The sequence below is a fragment of the Lysinibacillus sp. NPDC096212 genome, assembly GCF_044763105.1.
Classification (GTDB): Bacteria; Bacillota; Bacilli; order Bacillales_A; family Planococcaceae; genus Lysinibacillus.
The window spans coordinates 26801-45399 of sequence record NZ_JBIWFQ010000029.1; the positions used below are offsets into that span (position 1 = coordinate 26801).

Below are 18599 nucleotides of genomic sequence, written 5' to 3' on the forward strand. Positions count from 1 at the left end.
CGTTTCCATATTATAACATTAATACCTTTTTATTTGAAATGAAATTCTTGTATAAGCCTTATTTTGATTGTATGTATGTAACATTGATATAAATGGATTATGAGGTATTCGATATTCTTAGAATTTATCTATATACTTCTCAAAAAAACTAGTTTGGGAACAAAGAGAGGATAAATGTTGCTGTTAGGTTGCTCTTTTGCAAAATCAGCTTCATTTATCCTCTAGAAACGTTGATATATAAACGTTTCTTACTCTATTAACTGTGAAGCAACCTAAAATGAAAATACGTTTATACTCAATTAGATTTTTTAAATTTCTATTACTGATTTTCTATTTGTATGGTTACATACACTAACTGGCTTAGTGGCATGTCCAAAGTCATCTGTACACCAAGACTGCGATTGGAAAGCTAGGAATATACCAACCCATCTATTCTCTTCCTCAAAATGAATGAGTACACCACCATCTTGCCAGATCCCGTCGTCTGTTCTAAAATCCCTACTATTTCCTTGATTCATATGAATATCATGAATGCCTCTGCCTGGAGAAAACCCGAAATATTTATCTCTTTCATTTTCAGTTTTAAATTTTTCTCCGTAAGCATAAACTGTAGCTTTTTTAGTCATTGCCTCTTGCATATATTTATTAACTTTCTCATTTAAGTCATTGTCTGGTCCATTTTTTGTTGCAGGGAGAGGAATCATTTTTGAGGGATCAAATAAGCCACCACGAATATAATCTAATGCAATTTCGCGATTTTCATTAGTAACTTCTGTAAATCCTTCTTCGTAATTTGGAATAATTGTTATTTGTTTAGAGTTAAAATCTTCACTAACAAAATATAGGACTTCTGAAGGCTTTACCTTAGAGGCAACATTGATCGCAATCCTATAATCTTCCTCACTTTGATCATTCTTTGTTGCTCGGATATGCACTTCGTAATGGGGCGTCTTATCATATGAATCCACAGGTCTCACGTCAACAACCTTACCTTTTAGCACTCCGTATTTGAATAAGGGCATGAACTATTACCTCCTATAAAGTTATGATAATAAAACCTTATACCAAGATTAAATACATAATAATAATTGCTTGACTCTTGGCAGCATCATTAGATAAACACAAGTTCAAACTTTCTATTCATATAATCAATCACCATACGCCCATCCTTAGCAATATCACTACCAAAAACACCGTCTAGCTTGAAAAAAGTAGCAAGATCTGTCAACATCTCTCTCACGTTGTGTAAGCTGATCGACTGATTCTCATTAAGATTAACAATTAAACTTTCTATGCTGTCTAATTCTCTTTCTTTTACATCACCGAAGCCTCCTGAATGTACCTTTCTTCTTGCTATTTTAAGATTCTCGATTTTCGATAGGAGTGGTTGTCCAAAATGGCTCTTATTCGCACCGGTGTCTAAACCGAAATACAACGGGACTTGATTCTGACCTTTCACTTTCAAAATCGGATACCCACAGAAGAAAAGGTTGTTCTCTACACCATCTTTTTGTTGCGGTTTCTGAATTATTACCTGTTTTCGGCCATAGTCGATTTCCAGAAAAATATGTTGTATGATATCCCATCCAATGATACCGTCTACCTGCATTATTTCTTCTGTTTTAGGGTTTTGAATCATTAATAAATCATTCGCTAACACCAATGTAGGCTGATTATGAATCGTTAGCCCCTGTATGACAATTGAATCTATGACGGCCAAATCGGCACTAAAATTTTGGCTTGTTGAATTTCCAACCTCCAATTCTTCATCTTTCACAATATTAATATTACAGTCACTCATTAAAGCATTTGAGATGACGGTCATCCCTGCTCCGGTATCTAACCAAAAGCTTTTTTTATTTCCATTAATCATTACATCAACCGTTGGAGAGCCAGAAATACTTAGTTTCATTGGAATACGTATTTCATCGTTTAAGAAGGAGAACGTTGTTTGTTCAGACTTGCTGCAAGCTTTCGCAATTAAACGATTGCTTTGATCAATGCTTTGATCATCAAGAAGGCCGAGCATCTCTAATTGTTTCCATTCAGATTTAGTAAAATAAAGCTCAAATAAAATCTTGGCACAACTACTTCGCAATGAAAAATCATGAGGCTCACAATACAGATTCTTTAAAATTTCTGCAGCCAAACATTCTTTTCCTTCTGTAATTAATGTTAAAGCAGAGGCAAATTCTTTTTGTTCATCATTCATTTCTAAAGTTGCAAAATCAAACTTCTCCATTTTGTCTATCACTTTCAAATTATCCCCTTCCACAAAGAATTTATTTTTCTTTATTACTTCTTTATACTTCCAACAAATTCCTTCTAACTAAACTGAATTTCATCGTTAGTTGAAGTATCCAACCTTTTTGAAAAACTAAAAAGAAGCAGCCTTTCGACTACTTCCCCATCTGATTCAAATTTGTTTCTGTCTCTAAATATTTTGTACTGGAAAGCTTCATATGCTTACTAATTGCTCATACCACGCTACAACTTTTTATTTTTAATACTATTTCTCAGGCTATGAACTATACAAATAAAGCTATTACGACATATTAATAGTAATGTAAAGCTAATTTAGCCTTACACCTCCGAAGCTTGTTACTAAGGGTCACTCCTATCCCAAGTGACCCTTTTTATAGTTTTTTCCCATAATGAACTTAAAAGTATATCCCCTACGCTCTTTTCCATTGTCATAATATTATTATGAATTATGGCCGTGTAATTGTTATCAAAGAGTTCTCTGGAGTAAGATAGGAACCATTAGCGACAGAAAACTCTAACTGTTGCCTATCAATTTCAGAGTAATGAACGACCTTCTCCTTGTTGATAAAAACTATTAAATAAATATCATCACTCGTGTCTATTCTACTATCATTAAATTCCAAACCTATCATCTTGTTAAGACTATCCCTCGGGGTATATGGCGAAAAGAGATATGCTTTTTCCCAATCAAATTTTATTATTTCATTCAAATCTATAGCTGTAATATTTTTTGTATTGGCTGTTTTCGTATAGATTGTTGATATTAAAACAAAAAGACCAAGTTTAACCTACACATTTTGTAGATTAATCCGATCTTTATGTTTTGAGCTTTCGTAAATTTTTCTTAAACTGGACAGTTTAGTTAACGGGATCATTGTCCCACGCACCCGTACGTCCTACTCTGGCTACTGATATAATAAATTCTATTAAAAAAAGGTCAACCAGTAAAAACTGGTTAACCTTATAATACGAAACCACCCGTTACTTGAATAAGAAAAACAATATTTATTACTTCTATTCGTTAATATTAAGTATCTTGTAATAAGCAAAAATGATGGTGGAGATACCAATCCCAAAAAGGATACTTCCAGCAGCTAAGAAATTATTTGTATAACCTTCAATTACAATTAGGTATTGCGAAGTGTCCATCCCACCTTGTGTAACTATCCGATATTCAGCAAGTGATAATCCAATATCAACACTGAAAAATAGCAATATAAAACCAATTGCAGTTATTACAGAACCTAAAGAAACTAAACCTTTTAATTTTTTTTGTCATTACTCTTCCTCCAATCTATTCTTTCACTAAACTGCACCGTTAGTTGAATAGCAACAATCTTTACGAAAACAGCCTTTGTATTAAAAGGCTCTTGTAACTCCGTATTTAACAAATCTTTATTAGTACTGGATCCACCTAAAACAACTATAAAAAGGATGATAAACATTTTTTCAATGACAACACCCTCTTAAAAAATTTGTTGATTTTTCCTGTTTTTTGTTTTATATTTACAATATCCATGTGCTGTTTAACAGGTAACTGTTAGGCAGCTTTTTAATTATCAGCATGCAATATTTACTGATACACTAATGACTATAATGAGTAACTCCCATATTACACAAAATTCTATATGTTTCTGATCTCGGCCATCCTCTGGCGTATAAAGATAATTCACTAACCGTTTCAGCTTCTGAACCATCACTTATCCACTAATACCAAGCATTCATGCAACGATAACTTTTTTGAACATTTGGCACCTCTAATTGTTGCAGTCCATTAATGATCCTATCCACTTCTATGAAATCAATTTACTGACTTATTTGTAGTGCTTCTAAAATTTGAATAATATCATATGCTGTTTACATTGTAATTTTCCAAAAACACATTTGTTTTCCCTTGCTCCGATAGCTTCGTAGATTGCCTTACGATGCTTGTTAGTCGTTAATACACGACCGTTGATTTATTCATGTTACAACCTCCTGAAAATTATCTAAGGTATTTCGTGGAATATTTACAAATAAAGGAGTTGTTATTAGTGTCTTCAAAAAAAGTATCTATCGGTCTAACGCAATTTACAGACTTTACTTTCAAAGGCGTTACTGGTAAGACTTCAATGGTTAGACAAATAAAATATCAAGATGATTACAATCCTGCTTTTGATTACTGGAAACCTTTACGGGATGGTATCCGAAAATTTCATGAGAAGGAATTTAGTAACGATTACCTAATTTCTCTTGCTAACAAAGTTTCTCAAGCTAAACAAAAGAATTACTTGGAAGCAGCCAAAGCACATTTAAAATTTATAAAAAATAAAGAAATTGAATGGTTTGACCCTGGCAAATCCAATTGGTATAGCGATTATTTAACTGTCCGTTCATCACCAGAACTTGGATTAATGATTGATGGTGTTCCACACTTAATCAAGTTATATTTCAAAGGGAAGGACGAACGAATTGATAAAAATAAATGCCGCTCATCTTTAACACTATTAAAACAATCTGATTTCACCATTGATCATTCTCCTGATATAAAACCAGCAATTTTAAACGTTCAAAAAGGTAGGTTAATTTCAGATGAACCCTCTACTGAAGATCATCTAATTGCACTTGAGTCTGAAGCAGCACAATTTATGGTTATTTGGAACAAAATCTAATCAAATTCGAGCCCCTGTGTGCATACACATGTGCTCCAAATCGAATTAGTGTTTTTTAAAAAATCTATTTCTCAGGCTATGAACTATACAAAAAAACTATCACGACATATTAATAGTAATGTAAAGCTAATTTAGCCTTACACCTCCGAAGCTTGTTACTAAGGGTCACTCCATCCCAAGTGACCCTTTTTATAGTTTCTTTCTTCAAAATATTCATCAATGGAATTCTACTGCTCCATTATCTGCAGCCATTTCGAACGCATCTTGCCATAGTTCGTACTGACCTATCCACCAATCTCCATTATCTAGGGACTTTGCAAAATCCTCTGCTTTTACTTTATTTTTCGCAAAATCCTTTGCAAGTTTCTTAGAAACTATTGGGCCTATAACTCCTTCGTTGTCGGCAAAATTTATTAATTCTTGGAAGTCATTACCATCAGAAAATTCCTCTAATTTTGCTCGCCACCAGTTATATCCTCTATAACTACCTGCACAAAATTCAATACCTTCTTCCCATGTATAAACTGTTTGTGGATTAACACCCTCACCACGACCAGGGAAATTTTCTTCAGACCATTCCATACTTTCACCAAGTTTCCATTGGTTATCCCAATCTAGTACTTCGCCATCTTCATCTAATTCAGGGTTTTCTACAACTACCAATTTTCTGTAAGCAGTAATATCTAATCCCATTTTCTAATTCCTCCTTAAACTTGTTATGACACATAATCCTCTAAAACGATTCACACATTCTTCTACTTTGATCAGATTCAAAATCACAATGATAATAATGATATGTGACTATCTTCTCTAACCCCGCTATCTGAATAACCACAACTAAAACAAGTAACCCAATCGCAGTCATGGTCAGTCGCGTTTGCACCACAACCTATACAAATGTCGCTAAGACCTAATCTTTTCAATCTAAACACCTACCTGTAAATATCTTACAACCATTCTTACTAATGCGCTGTATTTTTTTAAATAAAGATTTAATGTGATACTCCCAGATTAATGACGGTATATCTCTATTGTTCCACAAAAATCAAGCACACCTTTTCCCTCAAATTGTGCAGTAATAATTTGGTTTTAACGCCTAATTTATGTTAACCTGAAATCGTAGTTTAATTAACATATATTGGAGGATTTGAAATGTCTCATAATTTTAGCTTTTATTCTCTCATTGTTTCTGCAATATTATTTGTCATCCTTGTATTCATGAATTTTTTTGGATATTGGACGGCAGATAGCTTCCAACAAATACTCTATTTCATTTGTATGGTATCAGTAGTTTTTGGTGCGGGTATTGAAACAGGAAAAAAACTAAAAAACAGAAGCTGATTAGAAGATTTTAATTGGCTTTTTTATTGCACATTTTCCTTCGAATTTTCACTTCGCGCATCTACGCATATTATTAATTTGCCATTTCCCGATGCTCCGTAGATGCCCATAAGTCGCTTTACTTTCAATATTTCCAACTTTAATATTATGGTAATAAATGAATAAAACGGAGTCTAAGTTCAATGTTTTCATAAAAATGATTTTTCGGAGGAATTATTATGTTGATTAGAACTGCAAAAGTTCAAGATTGTTATCTATTAAGCAATTTAGCTTATAAGTCAAAAGCCTATTGGGGATATACAGAAGATTTTCTACAACAATGTAAAGATGATTTAACTGTAACAAAAGAGTACATAGAAAAAAATCCCGTTTACGTAATGGAGAGTGACAACAAGATAGTAGCATTTTATAGCTTTACTATAAATGAATTGAAATTGGATGCATTATTTATAGATCCTGATTATATCGGTAAAGGATTAGGAAGAATGATATGGGACCATTTATTAAATAAAGCGAAGGAGTTAGGAATAAGCGAGTTTACTCTTGATAGTGAACCTAACGCGGAAGGTTTTTATTTAAAAATGGGAGCGAAGAATATTGGCTCTACTCCATCTACTGTGTTTCCTGACCGTCAACTTTCTCTAATGAAAGTTAACGTGTTTTAAATTTTATGTAGGTATATGGTTTGCCATTTGTAACATACGAATTGGAGGAATGGCTTTACGTCCATTGTCTAAACAATATTTTGTTTTTAACTCTTCTAAAATGAATGAAAAATCAACAAGTTCATTGATTTGGCGAAGTATATTATCTTTTGGCACAACAATATCGTAGATCGCCATATATGGACTTAAATTAAGGGTTTCTTGATTTGAAATCATCGGGGGCACCACCTACACATTAATTCTTTTAATATAAAGGAAAGCGTGACTAAAATAATAGTGTGATACATTGCGTTGTTTGGAGAAGCATCGCTCGACTCCTGCGGGAAAGCGAGACAGACGAGACCCCGCACGAAGTGAAGCGTAGGAGGAGGCTCGGCGCTCGCCCGCGGAAAGCGAGCGGAATGCTTTGGAAAACAACAGTAGAGTCACAGTGCCAAATGAATACCTCGCAATGTGAGAAGAATAGACTTTTTCAGTGCCCTCAAAAGATCATTCATCTTTTTTCAATTAAGTGCTTTTTCGATTTCCTTTAACATAAGTATAATCTCCTCAATCACAATCTCTGGCTCATCATGATGTATATAATGTCCACTATGACTAGCAATCCGAAACTTGCTTGACGTTGACAGCTTCTTGAATTCTGCTTGGAGATTTTGTTCAATTTCCAATATCTTTTGAGATGGCCATCCCTCTTCTCCACTATCAGGTAAACCTCTTGCAATAATTGTGAGAGGAAGGTCAGTTTGTCTTGAATGATCAACAATTTGCTTATAGCTCTGCATTTTATCAATATTTTCACTATTCAACGAAGGGTTTTCTAAATATTCTCTATTTCCTGCAACCAGATTTTCCGGTAAAACCTGTTCATAAGCAAGTTCTTTAAATTCCGGTGCAGCGTCAACCAAAATCATGCCGCAAATATCGAGTGGATTGAGACTGGCAGACAATCTCGCGATTAAACCACCAAAAGAATGTCCTACTAGTATATATGGTTTCTTTACGTCAAGTTCTTGCAACAATTCTGAAAGCTCCTCGACCAAATCATGACAAGTTTGCGGGACAGCTGTTACTGAACTACTTCCAATACCCACCCTTGTGTAGGACAAGGTTGACGTTACATCCGATATTCGATCTTGGACCTTTTTCCATATCTCAAAGCTATCGCCTAATCCAGCTATAAAGATGACACTCGGAGCACTGGTACATTGATATTTCGTATACAGACTGCGATTATCACCGATATAGATTATCTTTTTATTTTGTTTATTCACTTTTAATCACCTATTCCAATTATAGGCCTTATATTACTTATATCTCCACAATGATTCTTAGAGACCTGGCAAATAATCTTTCATTTTCCAAACTCCTGTTAGAGTCATGAGCAACATAACTTTTAACTCCTATTCCTTATCACGTATTATTAATGCCACTATGCATAATTTCGGGTAATGCTTTAAGCCTTAAGTCTTGCATAAAATTAAATACCTGTTCCTTCTATGATTAGGGTTATAACTCGAAACAGCAATGTTTGTGTTTTGACAAGGAAAAGTTAATGGCAAAAAGGCTAGGCCTTTTCTCTCTTTTAAATAGCTTATTATTGCACGAATTGGAAATAACAGTTGTTATTACGTTATACGTTATATCGCCAAACGTAATAAACTTTTAAAAGGATATATTGTATGAAAAAGGATAGATTTTCAGAGCCTTCACTGTTTATTTTAATTAGTCTGGCAGAAAAAGATTGTCATGGCTATGCAATTATGGAGGATATTGAAAAGAATTATAGTATTAAGTTAGGTGCTGGAACTTTATATGGAGCAATTACACGTTTAGAAAATGCGGGCTATATTCAAGTGCTTGAATCAGATGATCGCAAAAAACCTTACAGGCTAACAGATGCCGGACGTGAATATTTAAGCAACCAAATTAAAGATATCCAAGCAATAACTACACTTGGCGCAAAAAGGCTTGGGCTTATATGAAGTGGTTAATTTATTTCTATCCAAAAAGTTGGAGAAAACGATATGGCGATGAATTATTTGATCTATTAGAACAAAAAGATTGGACATTCTTTATGACGATTGATTTACTCAGAGGTATAGTTGATGCTTGGAAAATCGAAATAAAAGAACGAGAAGTTTTTGGCATTCGAATGAGTAATGTATTATTGCTTGTCGGTTTGATTAATATACTTATTATTCTACAATACAGATCATCACAGGAGGTCATTTTTATGGAACAAATTGCGTTAATCATTGCAATGGTATCGTTTTTCTTAGCAGTATCTATTTTCATTGTGCATCTTTTTAAAGAAGGATTACAAATGGCTTTTTCAATCAGCACTAAATTATCGAAAATGAGTCTCGGATTTATGGGCATATATGGTTTGAGTTTTATTACATTTTTAGTACTAACTAATTAACTATCGTATAAAAACTCTATAACATAAAACTAATTATAATTAATAAAGCGTATTCGATTTCTCCCGAATACGCTTCTATTTTCTAATGGCGAATAAATTAAAATCGCCCCATTCTTTAATTATCCTCCGCCAATTCTAACTTCCTGTTATGTAAATAATTCGAATAAAATAAAACGATTAATACTAGTCCTACGATAAATGATACATTCCCTATTTTCAGAAAAACGATCTTTGTATAGTTGTCTAACGGAGTCAATTGGAAAATATAATATAGTGTCAAAGGGATTCCAACTAAAGAAGCCAATAATATATTTTTATTGTTCCAATAACCAAATAAGGTTTTTATGAAATAAGTGAAAAAAATCCAAAGACTAAAAACGATTAAAGCATGCGATATTCTATCAGCTAATTGTCCCTTCAGTACAGTTAAAAAAAGAATAGAAAACACGACTACTGTAACAAAAGGAGCAAACACAATTAACTTATCCATTCTTTTAATTGGTAATCGTAATTTTGAATCAGCAACCAATGAAAATGAAGCTCTTTGTAAATATAAAAATAAACAAGCAATCATGATCAATCCTAAATATAACAATAAAATACCTTCCTTCAGCCCTTTATCCTAATAAAGGAAATTTGTTTTTGTTAAAAACATAGAATATTATACTAAAATATAGAACTTTATACCATATTTATTGCAACAATGCTCTGCCAATTTTTTTATTAGAATATTTGGGTTTTGTTTCAATTTAAACAACTGTCCACCGAATAAACAAATACTTAATTTTACAGTATTAAATGCGAGTAATTTCACGAAATCACTTTAGGCCAAATTGCAGCCCCCTTTCAACAGAATGTCTTTTACAGTCATTGTAAAACCCCCTACTTTCACTACTATTCACATAATACCTGTGTTTTAAATGCTTGTTTAAGACGAAAATTGCTTTCTTCACTGTTGTTTAATTGTATTTCCGCTTCAAGAGCATTTATTTAGCAATTGGAAAATAGTTGACAACCAAGGATTACAAATGTAATATCGAATTACGGATTACAGTTGTAATACTTGGAGGTGAATTTCAAATTATGAAAGAATTACCTAAAATATCTGAAGCTGAATTGGAAATTATGAAAGTTCTTTGGTCAAAATATCCACAAACAGCAAATGAAATTATTAAAGTACTAGAGTCAACAACAGATTGGAAACCGAAGACGATTCGGACGCTTATTAATCGGTTAGTTCAAAAAGAAGCTATTTCTTATCATCAAGACACAGGGCGTGCGTATGCTTATTATCCTTTAGTTTCTCAAGAATGTTATTTACAAGTAGAAACAAAATCCTTACTTAAGCGTTTCTATGGAGCAGCATTTAAACCATTACTTGTGAATTTCTTAAAAGAAGAAAAACTGTCTTCAGAAGATATTAACGAACTCAAACGTATTCTGGATGAGAAGTCTGAGGAAAATCAGAGGAAGGATCGCTAATAATGATAGATATCTTCGTAAATCTCTATCTACCTCGTTTTTTTGATTGGGTGTTAGAAACCTCAATTATGGCAAGTATACTAGTCGCTCTAATCTTAAGTGTGAAAATTTTGCTTAGAAATCAGTTAACTCCACGGTGGCAATATTTGTTATGGATGATATTAATTGTTAGACTTTTATTGCCTTGGTCACTAGATAGTTCCTACAGTATCTATTCTATCTTTTCCTTTAGTAATGGAACTGTAGCTACTACTTCAAAAGAACATGAGCAAGAATTAGAAGTTATAGACGATTCAAAGATAGCCACAAAAAATGTTTCATATATATCTAGTTCACCCAAAGTAGCTGAGGAAAATAAAAAACAAATACACAATAATACAAAACGAAATGATGAACCGTTTTCTTTTTATACAATCCTTGTATACATTTGGCTTACTGGAGTCATCATTTTGGGCTTTACTACCATCATTATAAACAGGCGTTTATTTCTTTACATAAAAGGACAATCGATGATAACAGATCAAAGGATTGTCACTATCTTTGAGAATTGTAAAAAATCTATGTCTGTACAACAAGATATCCCACTGTTTTTAGCTGGAAAGATATCGAGTCCAACTGTGTTCGGCTTTATTCGGCCAAAAGTTTTATTGTCAAACGTACACACGGAAGTGCTAAATGAGCAACAGTTACGATACGTTTTCCATCACGAATTAGCCCACATCAAACGAAGTGATGTTGGTGTGAATTGGCTTATGTATAGCTTACTCATTTTAAATTGGTTTAACCCCATTCTTTGGTATGCGTACTCTCGCATGCGGGAAGATCAGGAACTAGCCTGTGATGCGTTAGCTCTTACATATATAAATCCAAAAGAGCAACTTGCATATGGTCATACTATTATTAGCCTTTTAGAACACTACTCCAATTATTATCAAGTACCAAGTTTAGCAAACTTAAGTAGAAATAAAAGAACCTTAAAAAGGAGAATTTTGATGATTAAAAAGTTTAAAAAGAACTCTTATCGCTGGTCTCTATTTGGAGTTGCTACTGTAATTGCTGTATCTTCTATATCTCTAGTAAATGCACGAGCAGATATACCAACGAAAGAACAAATTGAAGTTAGTAATGATATGAAAGAAACAAAAACTGAAGTTCCTATACAGCAAATTGTAGAAAAAATGATTGGTACAAAAGAACAGGCATTTGCAGATTTTCATACCTCAGAGAATAGATATGAAGCTATACTTGAAGAAATTGAAGTAGCACGTAATGTGTTAACAAAAGAGGAATTTGATCAATTAATCAATTTGGAAACAGAAGAATATACTATTACTAAAGAGATGAGAGCCTTAGGGGGACCGGAACATTTTGATCCGGATAAACATAAAAAATTAGAGGAAATTAGTAAAGCTGCTGGACCCTTATGGAAAAAAATCTATTCACATTTCACATTTACTATAGAAGAAGCACAGGAGTTAGTTGATTTTCCGATAAAGAAGCCAGCTTATCTACCGGGAGGTTACGAACTAAAGAAGGAAGAAGTTGAAACAGCTATTACGACGAAGAAACTGAATCCAGTCATTCACTCAGAATATAGAGGCGAGAGGAAGTTTGGCTTTAAAATTTATCAATCTGCTATTTTAGAAAAACCAAGAAAACCTGGCATTATAGAAATTGGCAAAGATCCTTTCTATGAACGTATATATGACAACATAGAAAGTTATGAACTGGAAGGTACACAATTCACTTTTGCTAAAAGTACTGGAGAAAATAGTAAAGCCATGAAGATGATTGTTCCTGAAAAAGGAAAGGACAGTGCCTATCAAATAGTAATCATTGATGATGTTTTAAATAAGGCAGAGTTAGAAAAAATCATGATTTCATTTTTGAAATAAATGTAGTAAGTCTAATTCCATCAACAACAAGAAGAGATTTTTAAGGTAAAAATGAAAAAATTTTTATGTTAAAAATAGCGCCATTTTTAGGCGTTTATCATATCATTTATCAATACTAAAGTATCATTTTTGAATACAGCTTTATTTCATTCAAAAAGGAAGGGAAAAGAATCCCTTCCTTTTTTAGTGCACAACCTTTTTATTGATTAGCTTGGTACTACCAAAAGCAATTACTAGTGCTATTAAAGAAATAACAAGTGGCGGAATAAAGCTTGTATTTCCAAACACCACTTGTGATGATAAAGTCGAAGCCTCTTCCCATTGGTTGCTAGGCGTATAAAACATTGTTAATAGCATACCTGAAAGTACTTGCAATACGACAAAAGCCAGCGTAAAAACCCCTGCAAATAATAAGTGTTTTTTCAAGTTAATCCCTCCCCTCTTATATATTACTACGACTTAAGTTTAAATAAGTTTCACAATATTCTATTTAGAAATTATTCTGTAACACCTCTGTATCCTTGTATGGTGTTATGATCAATGTTTCTAGTTCATTCATACTTATTTTGTTGTGTACTACTTTGTCTAGCTAGCGTCTATAACGCCTCGGCCGTTTTTATGTTACACTTTACACAAATTACATACTGAGGTGATATTATGGAAAACAATAAATTGATTTGCAAGTCTTGTGGTAGTGATTCATTTTCTCAGGGGAAACTTGATGGTTACGCTGCTTTAAGACCAGTTGACACAATTTTTTCTAATGGATCTCCACTTATTTTCACTCTGTGTCAGAATTGCGGAGAAATAGCTTCTATTAAGGTGAAAAAACCCCATAAGTTTACTAGCTCCATATAGTTTTATTCAGGGTCACTAGCCTGTAAGTGACCCTTTTTATTTAACCCCCAAAAACAAACATGTAATTAGCCCCGCTTCATATACCTTCCCCACATCTTATATTGTACTATCCTTCAAAAATGAAATAGCAAAATCACGAAAACTATTTGCGACAAATGAACTTTTTCTCTTTTTATTCCAAGCAATCCCTACCGTTTGAAAGCAATCAGGATTTGAAATTTTTAATATCTTTACATTGTCTAAATACTGATCTAAAAATGAATATTTAAAAATAAAAGAGATGCCCTTTCCTTCGTTCACCAATTGTAAAATAATCGATAAATCTTCACCTTCAAAGGCAATTTGCGGAGTAAAGCCTGCTCTTTCAAATAATTGATTTTCTGTTGTGCGGAAATTTTGTCCTGTTTCTGACAAAATAAACAATTCATCCTTAGCCTCGATTAGTGAAACACTTTCTTTAGCAGCTAGGGGATGATCTTTCGGCACTACTAAAAAGACTTCTTCTGTAAATAATGGCACCCACTCTATTCTGTCATCTTTAATTGGATTAATGACGATCATTAAATCAATTTCACCACAAATTAATTTTTGTAGCGCTAATTTATCAGGTAATAAATACTGTCGGATTTTAACATTTGGGCGTTTTTTATAAAAATCATAAAATAATTTTGGCAGTAGTTTTGAATTCATTACATTAATCGCTATACTATCTTCTCGTATATTTGCGAGTTCTTGAATTTCTGATTTTGCCTCTTGTAAATCATCTAGAGCCTTTTCCACCTTCTCATAAAAAATGCGTCCATATTCATTCAAACGAATAGATTTCCCTTTTCGATCAAAGAGTGGTACTCCAATATCATCCTCTAAACGAGCAATCGTTTTGCTTAATGAAGATTGCGAAACCTCTAATTCCAATGCCGCTTTCGACATATGCTCCAAGCGGGCTACTACTATAAAATACTCTAATTGAGTTAATTGCATTATTAGTCACCTTCTTATGCTTATTACTATAAAGGAATAAGCTCATTCATTCAAAAATATTGAATACGTTTTTTAGTGAAAGCTATACTACACATGTAAAGTAGACTTACAAATATGGGGAGGCAATATTATGAATGTTAGAGATTTTGAAGGTCGAGTTGTCTTAATCACTGGAGCAGCTACTGGTATTGGCCGTGCTACAGCAATCGCTTTTGCACGTCGTGGCGCGAAAGTTGCTATTGGCGATGTTGATGACCGTGCACAAGAAACTGTAGAACTAGTTCAACAAGCAGGCGGAGAAGCAGTATTCTTTAAAACAGATGTAACAAGCCCAGAGCAATTGAAATTACTTGTTGAAAAGACAGTAGAGAAATTCGGTGGATTACATCACGCATTCAACAATGCAGGCGTTTTAAACAAACCAGCAAAATTCGTTGATATTGAAGAAGTTACTTTTGATAAAGTAATGGCAGTTGACGTTAAAGGTGTATTCTTTGCGGTGAAACATGAACTTGAATACATGGTTGCTAATGGCGGTGGTACAATTGTAAATACAGCTTCAGTAGCTGGTGTCATTGCTGATCCAAATATGGCACCATACGTAACAGCAAAACATGCCGTAACGGGTTTAACAAAAGCAGCTGCAATTGACCACGCTCGAGACGGTATCCGAGTAAACGCTATCGCACCTGGTTTAACAGAAACACCAATGACTCAAATGTGGAAAGATAATCCTGAAGTTTGGAACGAAGTTGTTTCTAACGTTCCATTGGGTCGAGCTGCTAAACCAGAAGAAATTGCTGAAGTCGTTGTATTCCTTTCTTCAGACGCTGCAAGCTTCTGTAACGGCTATGTTTATGTAGCAGATGGCGGACAAGTTGCTCACTAAGTCAATTTCGTAAATATTTATTCCTAAATAATAGAATGACAAAAAATAGACCAAGACGGATATCTTGGTCTTATTGTTTATTCAAATACAATATCTGTTCAACCAACAACGAAAACATATTATGGGGAATAAAAAAACATAAACGTAATACAATCCTCGTAAACGTTCATGCCTTTTCCCTCTTTCCTATGTATTTGCATTCCTAAGTTACTCACTAATCTTCTCTAAAGCATTAGTAAGTTCATTTAGCCAATGTTTCCCACCATAAACGACAAATATCGTTTCATTTTCTTCTCTTTCAAAAATATGGAATCTTTGCGATATGAAGAGATTTAAGCCGAGTTCAGTTCGATCTATTTCTTTTAAATCCAACTCCCAATATAAATGAGGATTTAAATTGATAGCATGCACACAAAAAATTAATCGTTGGTTTGTTAATAATAGTCGCCCACCATCAGAACGAGTTATACTGTAAAACATATTTGCAAAGCCCGAGCGAATTGGTATTTCATGTTCACGCATTTCATTTCCATGAAAAAAGATTTTTTTATATTTGGGTTCTTGTTCATCCAAATTATAAGTGATTTGTTTAGCTTTTGATGTAATAATATAGCTACCACAATACGCACAACTATTATCCTTTGGATCAAATGCTGCAGCACAGTTGGGACAATTTAAAGACTTTGCCATTGCTCATTCTCTCCTCTAATAATCAATGATTTACTAATTATAGAAATTATTCCTTCATATAGTATACTTTTAATTACAAAGAATACCAGTAAAGAATGGGATTCAATTGAGTAGCCAGTCAATATTATCGTTTAACCTTTAAACCTAGCACTTCAGCAAAGCCAATTGCTTGTTCAGTGGAAACCACACAGCCATTTAAATTATTCAATGTTACATTTAATCGTTCAAAAGTGCATGTACTAATATCCACATTGTTGAGAGGCGTGTCGCTAAAATCAACTTCATCAATATTACAGTGTTCAAATTTCACTTTCTTAAATTGGCAGTCGTAATAGCTTGTCCCACGTAATGATGACTGCACAAAACAAATTTGTTTTAGTCTTGCTACTCCAAAATTACATAAATTCATCACACAATCTTCAAAAGAAACATTCCCTAAATGGGCCTCCGAGAAATCAACACCTAACAGCTTACAGTTTTTAAATGTAACTCGATGTATAATTCCTTCGTTGAATTTTGAGTTAGATAAATCGCAGTTTTCAAAGATGACATCAGTCATATCAATTTTATTGAAATTCGAGTTAATCAAAGATACTTTTTGAAACATTACTTTGGATACTATTAAACGCTCAATACTATCATTCTCTCTACTTGTATTCGTAATTAGCTGATTCGATAGATAAGGTTCTTCATCATAAAAAATGTCTTCAAAAGTTCCTTGAGCCAAATCATTTGGAATAAGCGGAAGTTCAATTTTAAATTTTGTCGTCATTCTATTTGTCCTTTCTCACTTTTATTATCTTAATTCTACTCTATTATAATTGATATAACTTTAATAAAGGCTGTTTTCGAAAAGAATGTTGCTATTCAAATAAAGTTAGCAGGATAATTCAATAAGATACAAGAATAAGTATGCTGATTATCGAATACTTAAGTATCTTTGATTCGGGGGGAAGTGTATGTACGATTACATAAGTATTCATTCAGATAAATTAGCCTTATTTATTAAAACTGATGTCATTGAAAATTTCTTAATATTAAATATGAGTTGCACTAAACTAAGTACACTAGTGTTTACTAAGGAGTTAAGTGGCTCCAGTATCATAATTAGAGGAATTAATGCTAATTTACAAGGTAATTATGCGTATGATTCCGCAGATGAATTTACGGAGATAAATTTAATTGGGATTGACTTTCCAGATAACTCTAATGGTGATTTAGAGGATGAAATATTGAAAATTGCACAGGAAATTTCAAATGAGTTTTTATGGAAAATTGATTTAAGAGAGTAAATAAGTAAGCTTTCCTTATTAAACTAACAATGCTTTAGTTGAAGAAGATAGCCAAATCAGAAGCAACTTGGGAAAACAGCCTTAATATTAAGGAGTTTTACTTTAGATTTAGTTACCTCATATGTTCTGAACAAATAACTCTTGCTCAATTCAAATTACCACAACCCAAACGATTGTGGTAGAAAATATTATGCGTTCTTCCTTAATTATTTATTACGTTTTGAGGAAGTGTTTTCGTTGTATTGTTTTTCATTGTATGCATTGTTCAATTGTTCAGTAGTTAGATCATTTTCTTCACGCACATCTAAATCATCAGGGCTTAAATCTGCTCCAAATTCTACTTGTTCTTCTTCACTTTTATTGCGTTTTTCTTTTGCCAAAATTATCACCTCCGATATATAAATTATCCATTTTGGCGTAAATTATACTTGTCAGAATATATGCTAAATGTTACGTTATTTCCTCGGTAATAAACTATTCTGGTATCATTTAGGAAGTGCCATTTCAACGATGCGGATTGTTTCATTAATATAGATTAGATAAAAGGAGAAATAATTTATGGCTGAAAAATATGTACACCACATTTGCATACAAACGAATACATATGATGAATCTTTAAGTTTTTACACTGAAATATTAGGATTTGAAGTAGCACAGGAGTCACCAAATTTCCACGATAGACATTTTAATACTTGGTTAAAACTTGGAGCATTTTATATCGAACTCCAAACTGGAAAGTATAATGAAGTCCTTGATACATGCAATTCAAATGCTCAAGGCATTGTACATTTCTGTTTATGGGTGAACTATCTCTCTCAAGAAGTAGAACGGTTGAAGGATATGAATGTTCATTTTATTCGCAAAAATGATGAAATTTTTTATAAGGTTGAAAATGGCCAGCTATGTAAGTTAAAAGCACCTGAAGGAACTATTATAGAACTTCGCGATAATACGGGAATAAAGTGATCAGGGATTTTTCTTCATATCTCTTCGCTTTTTTCAGAAATACGCCAGGACTCATTATAATAATGAGTCCTGGTCTTTTGTTTAGATGGCTAAATATAGCTGTTCTAAGTTTTTCACTACTTATAATCCTTTCATTTTTTGTCCAAACTATAAGCAAAACCCCTTTACTCCGCAAGATTACACAGAATTTCTAAAAGTAGGG

At 33.2% G+C, this 18599-nt stretch carries 20 protein-coding genes and 1 pseudogene; 10 read left to right on the forward strand and 11 right to left on the reverse strand.

What is annotated here, in order from left to right; genetic code table 11:
* Positions 1-308: 308 nt before the first annotated feature.
* On the reverse strand, positions 309-1022 hold the full coding sequence (locus tag ACIQ7T_RS22350; protein ID WP_402873676.1) for a DUF2278 family protein: 714 nt from the start codon (positions 1020-1022) through the stop codon (positions 309-311).
* Between the two features lie 89 nt (positions 1023-1111).
* Complete coding sequence (locus ACIQ7T_RS22355) at positions 1112-2254, reverse strand: retropepsin-like aspartic protease (protein WP_402873770.1); 1143 nt, start codon at positions 2252-2254, stop codon at positions 1112-1114.
* A gap of 2044 nt (positions 2255-4298) precedes the next feature.
* On the opposite strand from ACIQ7T_RS22355, the gene ACIQ7T_RS22360 reads away from it, so the two are divergent.
* On the forward strand, positions 4299-4916 hold the full coding sequence (locus tag ACIQ7T_RS22360) for a hypothetical protein (protein WP_370078812.1): 618 nt from the start codon (positions 4299-4301) through the stop codon (positions 4914-4916).
* Between the two features lie 216 nt (positions 4917-5132).
* Here the strand turns inward: ACIQ7T_RS22360 and ACIQ7T_RS22365 are convergent, their stop codons facing one another.
* Positions 5133-5609 carry a hypothetical protein gene (locus ACIQ7T_RS22365; protein WP_402873679.1) on the reverse strand — a complete coding sequence of 159 codons (477 nt, stop codon included), beginning with the start codon at positions 5607-5609 and terminating at the stop codon, positions 5133-5135.
* 459 nt (positions 5610-6068) lie between these two features.
* Between ACIQ7T_RS22365 and ACIQ7T_RS22370 the strand changes: the two genes are divergently transcribed.
* Complete coding sequence (locus tag ACIQ7T_RS22370) at positions 6069-6257, forward strand: hypothetical protein (protein ID WP_370078808.1); 189 nt, start codon at positions 6069-6071, stop codon at positions 6255-6257.
* Between the two features lie 218 nt (positions 6258-6475).
* Positions 6476-6922, forward strand: coding sequence for a GNAT family N-acetyltransferase (locus tag ACIQ7T_RS22375; RefSeq protein ID WP_402873682.1), 447 nt, complete (start codon positions 6476-6478; stop codon positions 6920-6922).
* A 27-nt stretch (positions 6923-6949) separates the two neighbouring features.
* On the opposite strand, the pseudogene ACIQ7T_RS22380 reads toward ACIQ7T_RS22375, so the two are convergent.
* Together ACIQ7T_RS22380 and ACIQ7T_RS22385 are read right to left on the reverse strand one after the other, a co-directional pair.
* Positions 6950-7138 (reverse strand): annotated as a pseudogene (locus tag ACIQ7T_RS22380) (transposase); the annotation flags it as partial.
* 287 nt (positions 7139-7425) lie between these two features.
* The gene (locus tag ACIQ7T_RS22385) at positions 7426-8193 is read right to left on the reverse strand and encodes an alpha/beta fold hydrolase (protein WP_402873685.1); all 768 of its coding nucleotides are present in this window, start codon (positions 8191-8193) and stop codon (positions 7426-7428) included.
* A gap of 408 nt (positions 8194-8601) precedes the next feature.
* On the opposite strand from ACIQ7T_RS22385, the gene ACIQ7T_RS22390 reads away from it, so the two are divergent.
* Together ACIQ7T_RS22390 and ACIQ7T_RS22395 are read left to right on the forward strand one after the other, a co-directional pair.
* Positions 8602-8904 (forward strand): PadR family transcriptional regulator, encoded by a 303-nt coding sequence (locus ACIQ7T_RS22390; RefSeq protein WP_370078802.1) that lies wholly within the window; start codon positions 8602-8604, stop codon positions 8902-8904.
* Positions 8901-9344 (forward strand): hypothetical protein, encoded by a 444-nt coding sequence (locus tag ACIQ7T_RS22395; RefSeq protein ID WP_402873688.1) that lies wholly within the window; start codon positions 8901-8903, stop codon positions 9342-9344. The genes ACIQ7T_RS22390 and ACIQ7T_RS22395 overlap by 4 nt, the downstream gene beginning before the upstream one ends.
* 115 nt (positions 9345-9459) lie before the next feature.
* Here ACIQ7T_RS22395 and ACIQ7T_RS22400 read toward each other — a convergent pair whose 3' ends face one another.
* On the reverse strand, positions 9460-9939 hold the full coding sequence (locus tag ACIQ7T_RS22400; protein WP_402873691.1) for a hypothetical protein: 480 nt from the start codon (positions 9937-9939) through the stop codon (positions 9460-9462).
* 488 nt (positions 9940-10427) lie between these two features.
* Between ACIQ7T_RS22400 and ACIQ7T_RS22405 the strand changes: the two genes are divergently transcribed.
* Positions 10428-10826 (forward strand): BlaI/MecI/CopY family transcriptional regulator, encoded by a 399-nt coding sequence (locus ACIQ7T_RS22405; RefSeq protein ID WP_370078796.1) that lies wholly within the window; start codon positions 10428-10430, stop codon positions 10824-10826.
* Positions 10827-10828: 2 nt separating this feature from the next.
* Positions 10829-12721: a M56 family metallopeptidase gene (locus ACIQ7T_RS22410; RefSeq protein WP_402873694.1), complete on the forward strand. Its 1893-nt coding sequence runs from the start codon at positions 10829-10831 to the stop codon at positions 12719-12721.
* A 183-nt stretch (positions 12722-12904) separates the two neighbouring features.
* Here ACIQ7T_RS22410 and ACIQ7T_RS22415 read toward each other — a convergent pair whose 3' ends face one another.
* Together ACIQ7T_RS22415 and ACIQ7T_RS22420 are read right to left on the reverse strand one after the other, a co-directional pair.
* Positions 12905-13147 carry a hypothetical protein gene (locus tag ACIQ7T_RS22415; RefSeq protein ID WP_370078792.1) on the reverse strand — a complete coding sequence of 81 codons (243 nt, stop codon included), beginning with the start codon at positions 13145-13147 and terminating at the stop codon, positions 12905-12907.
* Positions 13148-13675: 528 nt separating this feature from the next.
* Positions 13676-14560, reverse strand: a complete 885-nt coding sequence (locus tag ACIQ7T_RS22420; protein WP_402873697.1) for a LysR family transcriptional regulator — start codon at positions 14558-14560, stop codon at positions 13676-13678.
* A gap of 130 nt (positions 14561-14690) precedes the next feature.
* On the opposite strand from ACIQ7T_RS22420, the gene ACIQ7T_RS22425 reads away from it, so the two are divergent.
* The gene (locus ACIQ7T_RS22425; protein WP_370078788.1) at positions 14691-15449 is read left to right on the forward strand and encodes an SDR family NAD(P)-dependent oxidoreductase; all 759 of its coding nucleotides are present in this window, start codon (positions 14691-14693) and stop codon (positions 15447-15449) included.
* A gap of 207 nt (positions 15450-15656) precedes the next feature.
* Here ACIQ7T_RS22425 and ACIQ7T_RS22430 read toward each other — a convergent pair whose 3' ends face one another.
* Together ACIQ7T_RS22430 and ACIQ7T_RS22435 are read right to left on the reverse strand one after the other, a co-directional pair.
* The gene (locus ACIQ7T_RS22430) at positions 15657-16139 is read right to left on the reverse strand and encodes a PH domain-containing protein (RefSeq protein WP_370078786.1); all 483 of its coding nucleotides are present in this window, start codon (positions 16137-16139) and stop codon (positions 15657-15659) included.
* 124 nt (positions 16140-16263) lie between these two features.
* Positions 16264-16911 (reverse strand): pentapeptide repeat-containing protein, encoded by a 648-nt coding sequence (locus ACIQ7T_RS22435; RefSeq protein ID WP_370078784.1) that lies wholly within the window; start codon positions 16909-16911, stop codon positions 16264-16266.
* Between the two features lie 187 nt (positions 16912-17098).
* Here ACIQ7T_RS22435 and ACIQ7T_RS22440 point away from each other — a divergent pair, with 187 nt between their 5' ends.
* The gene (locus ACIQ7T_RS22440; RefSeq protein ID WP_370078782.1) at positions 17099-17431 is read left to right on the forward strand and encodes a hypothetical protein; all 333 of its coding nucleotides are present in this window, start codon (positions 17099-17101) and stop codon (positions 17429-17431) included.
* 206 nt (positions 17432-17637) lie between these two features.
* On the opposite strand, the gene ACIQ7T_RS22445 is transcribed toward ACIQ7T_RS22440, so the two are convergent.
* The gene (locus tag ACIQ7T_RS22445; protein ID WP_370078780.1) at positions 17638-17820 is read right to left on the reverse strand and encodes a hypothetical protein; all 183 of its coding nucleotides are present in this window, start codon (positions 17818-17820) and stop codon (positions 17638-17640) included.
* A gap of 169 nt (positions 17821-17989) precedes the next feature.
* On the opposite strand from ACIQ7T_RS22445, the gene ACIQ7T_RS22450 reads away from it, so the two are divergent.
* Positions 17990-18397, forward strand: a complete 408-nt coding sequence (locus tag ACIQ7T_RS22450) for a VOC family protein (RefSeq protein ID WP_402873703.1) — start codon at positions 17990-17992, stop codon at positions 18395-18397.
* The last annotated feature ends 202 nt before the right edge of the window (positions 18398-18599 follow it).

Coding starts and splice junctions, on each gene's coding strand:
- ACIQ7T_RS22350 (WP_402873676.1), bottom strand. CDS start 1,022: ATGCCCTTATTCAAATACGGAGTGCTAAAAGGTAAGGTTGTTGACGTG.
- ACIQ7T_RS22365 (WP_402873679.1), bottom strand. CDS start 5,609: ATGGGATTAGATATTACTGCTTACAGAAAATTGGTAGTTGTAGAAAAC.
- ACIQ7T_RS22370 (WP_370078808.1), top strand. CDS start 6,069: ATGTCTCATAATTTTAGCTTTTATTCTCTCATTGTTTCTGCAATATTA.
- ACIQ7T_RS22375 (WP_402873682.1), top strand. CDS start 6,476: ATGTTGATTAGAACTGCAAAAGTTCAAGATTGTTATCTATTAAGCAAT.
- ACIQ7T_RS22390 (WP_370078802.1), top strand. CDS start 8,602: ATGAAAAAGGATAGATTTTCAGAGCCTTCACTGTTTATTTTAATTAGT.
- ACIQ7T_RS22395 (WP_402873688.1), top strand. CDS start 8,901: ATGAAGTGGTTAATTTATTTCTATCCAAAAAGTTGGAGAAAACGATAT.
- ACIQ7T_RS22405 (WP_370078796.1), top strand. CDS start 10,428: ATGAAAGAATTACCTAAAATATCTGAAGCTGAATTGGAAATTATGAAA.
- ACIQ7T_RS22410 (WP_402873694.1), top strand. CDS start 10,829: ATGATAGATATCTTCGTAAATCTCTATCTACCTCGTTTTTTTGATTGG.
- ACIQ7T_RS22420 (WP_402873697.1), bottom strand. CDS start 14,560: ATGCAATTAACTCAATTAGAGTATTTTATAGTAGTAGCCCGCTTGGAG.
- ACIQ7T_RS22425 (WP_370078788.1), top strand. CDS start 14,691: ATGAATGTTAGAGATTTTGAAGGTCGAGTTGTCTTAATCACTGGAGCA.
- ACIQ7T_RS22430 (WP_370078786.1), bottom strand. CDS start 16,139: ATGGCAAAGTCTTTAAATTGTCCCAACTGTGCTGCAGCATTTGATCCA.
- ACIQ7T_RS22435 (WP_370078784.1), bottom strand. CDS start 16,911: ATGACGACAAAATTTAAAATTGAACTTCCGCTTATTCCAAATGATTTG.
- ACIQ7T_RS22440 (WP_370078782.1), top strand. CDS start 17,099: ATGTACGATTACATAAGTATTCATTCAGATAAATTAGCCTTATTTATT.
- ACIQ7T_RS22450 (WP_402873703.1), top strand. CDS start 17,990: ATGGCTGAAAAATATGTACACCACATTTGCATACAAACGAATACATAT.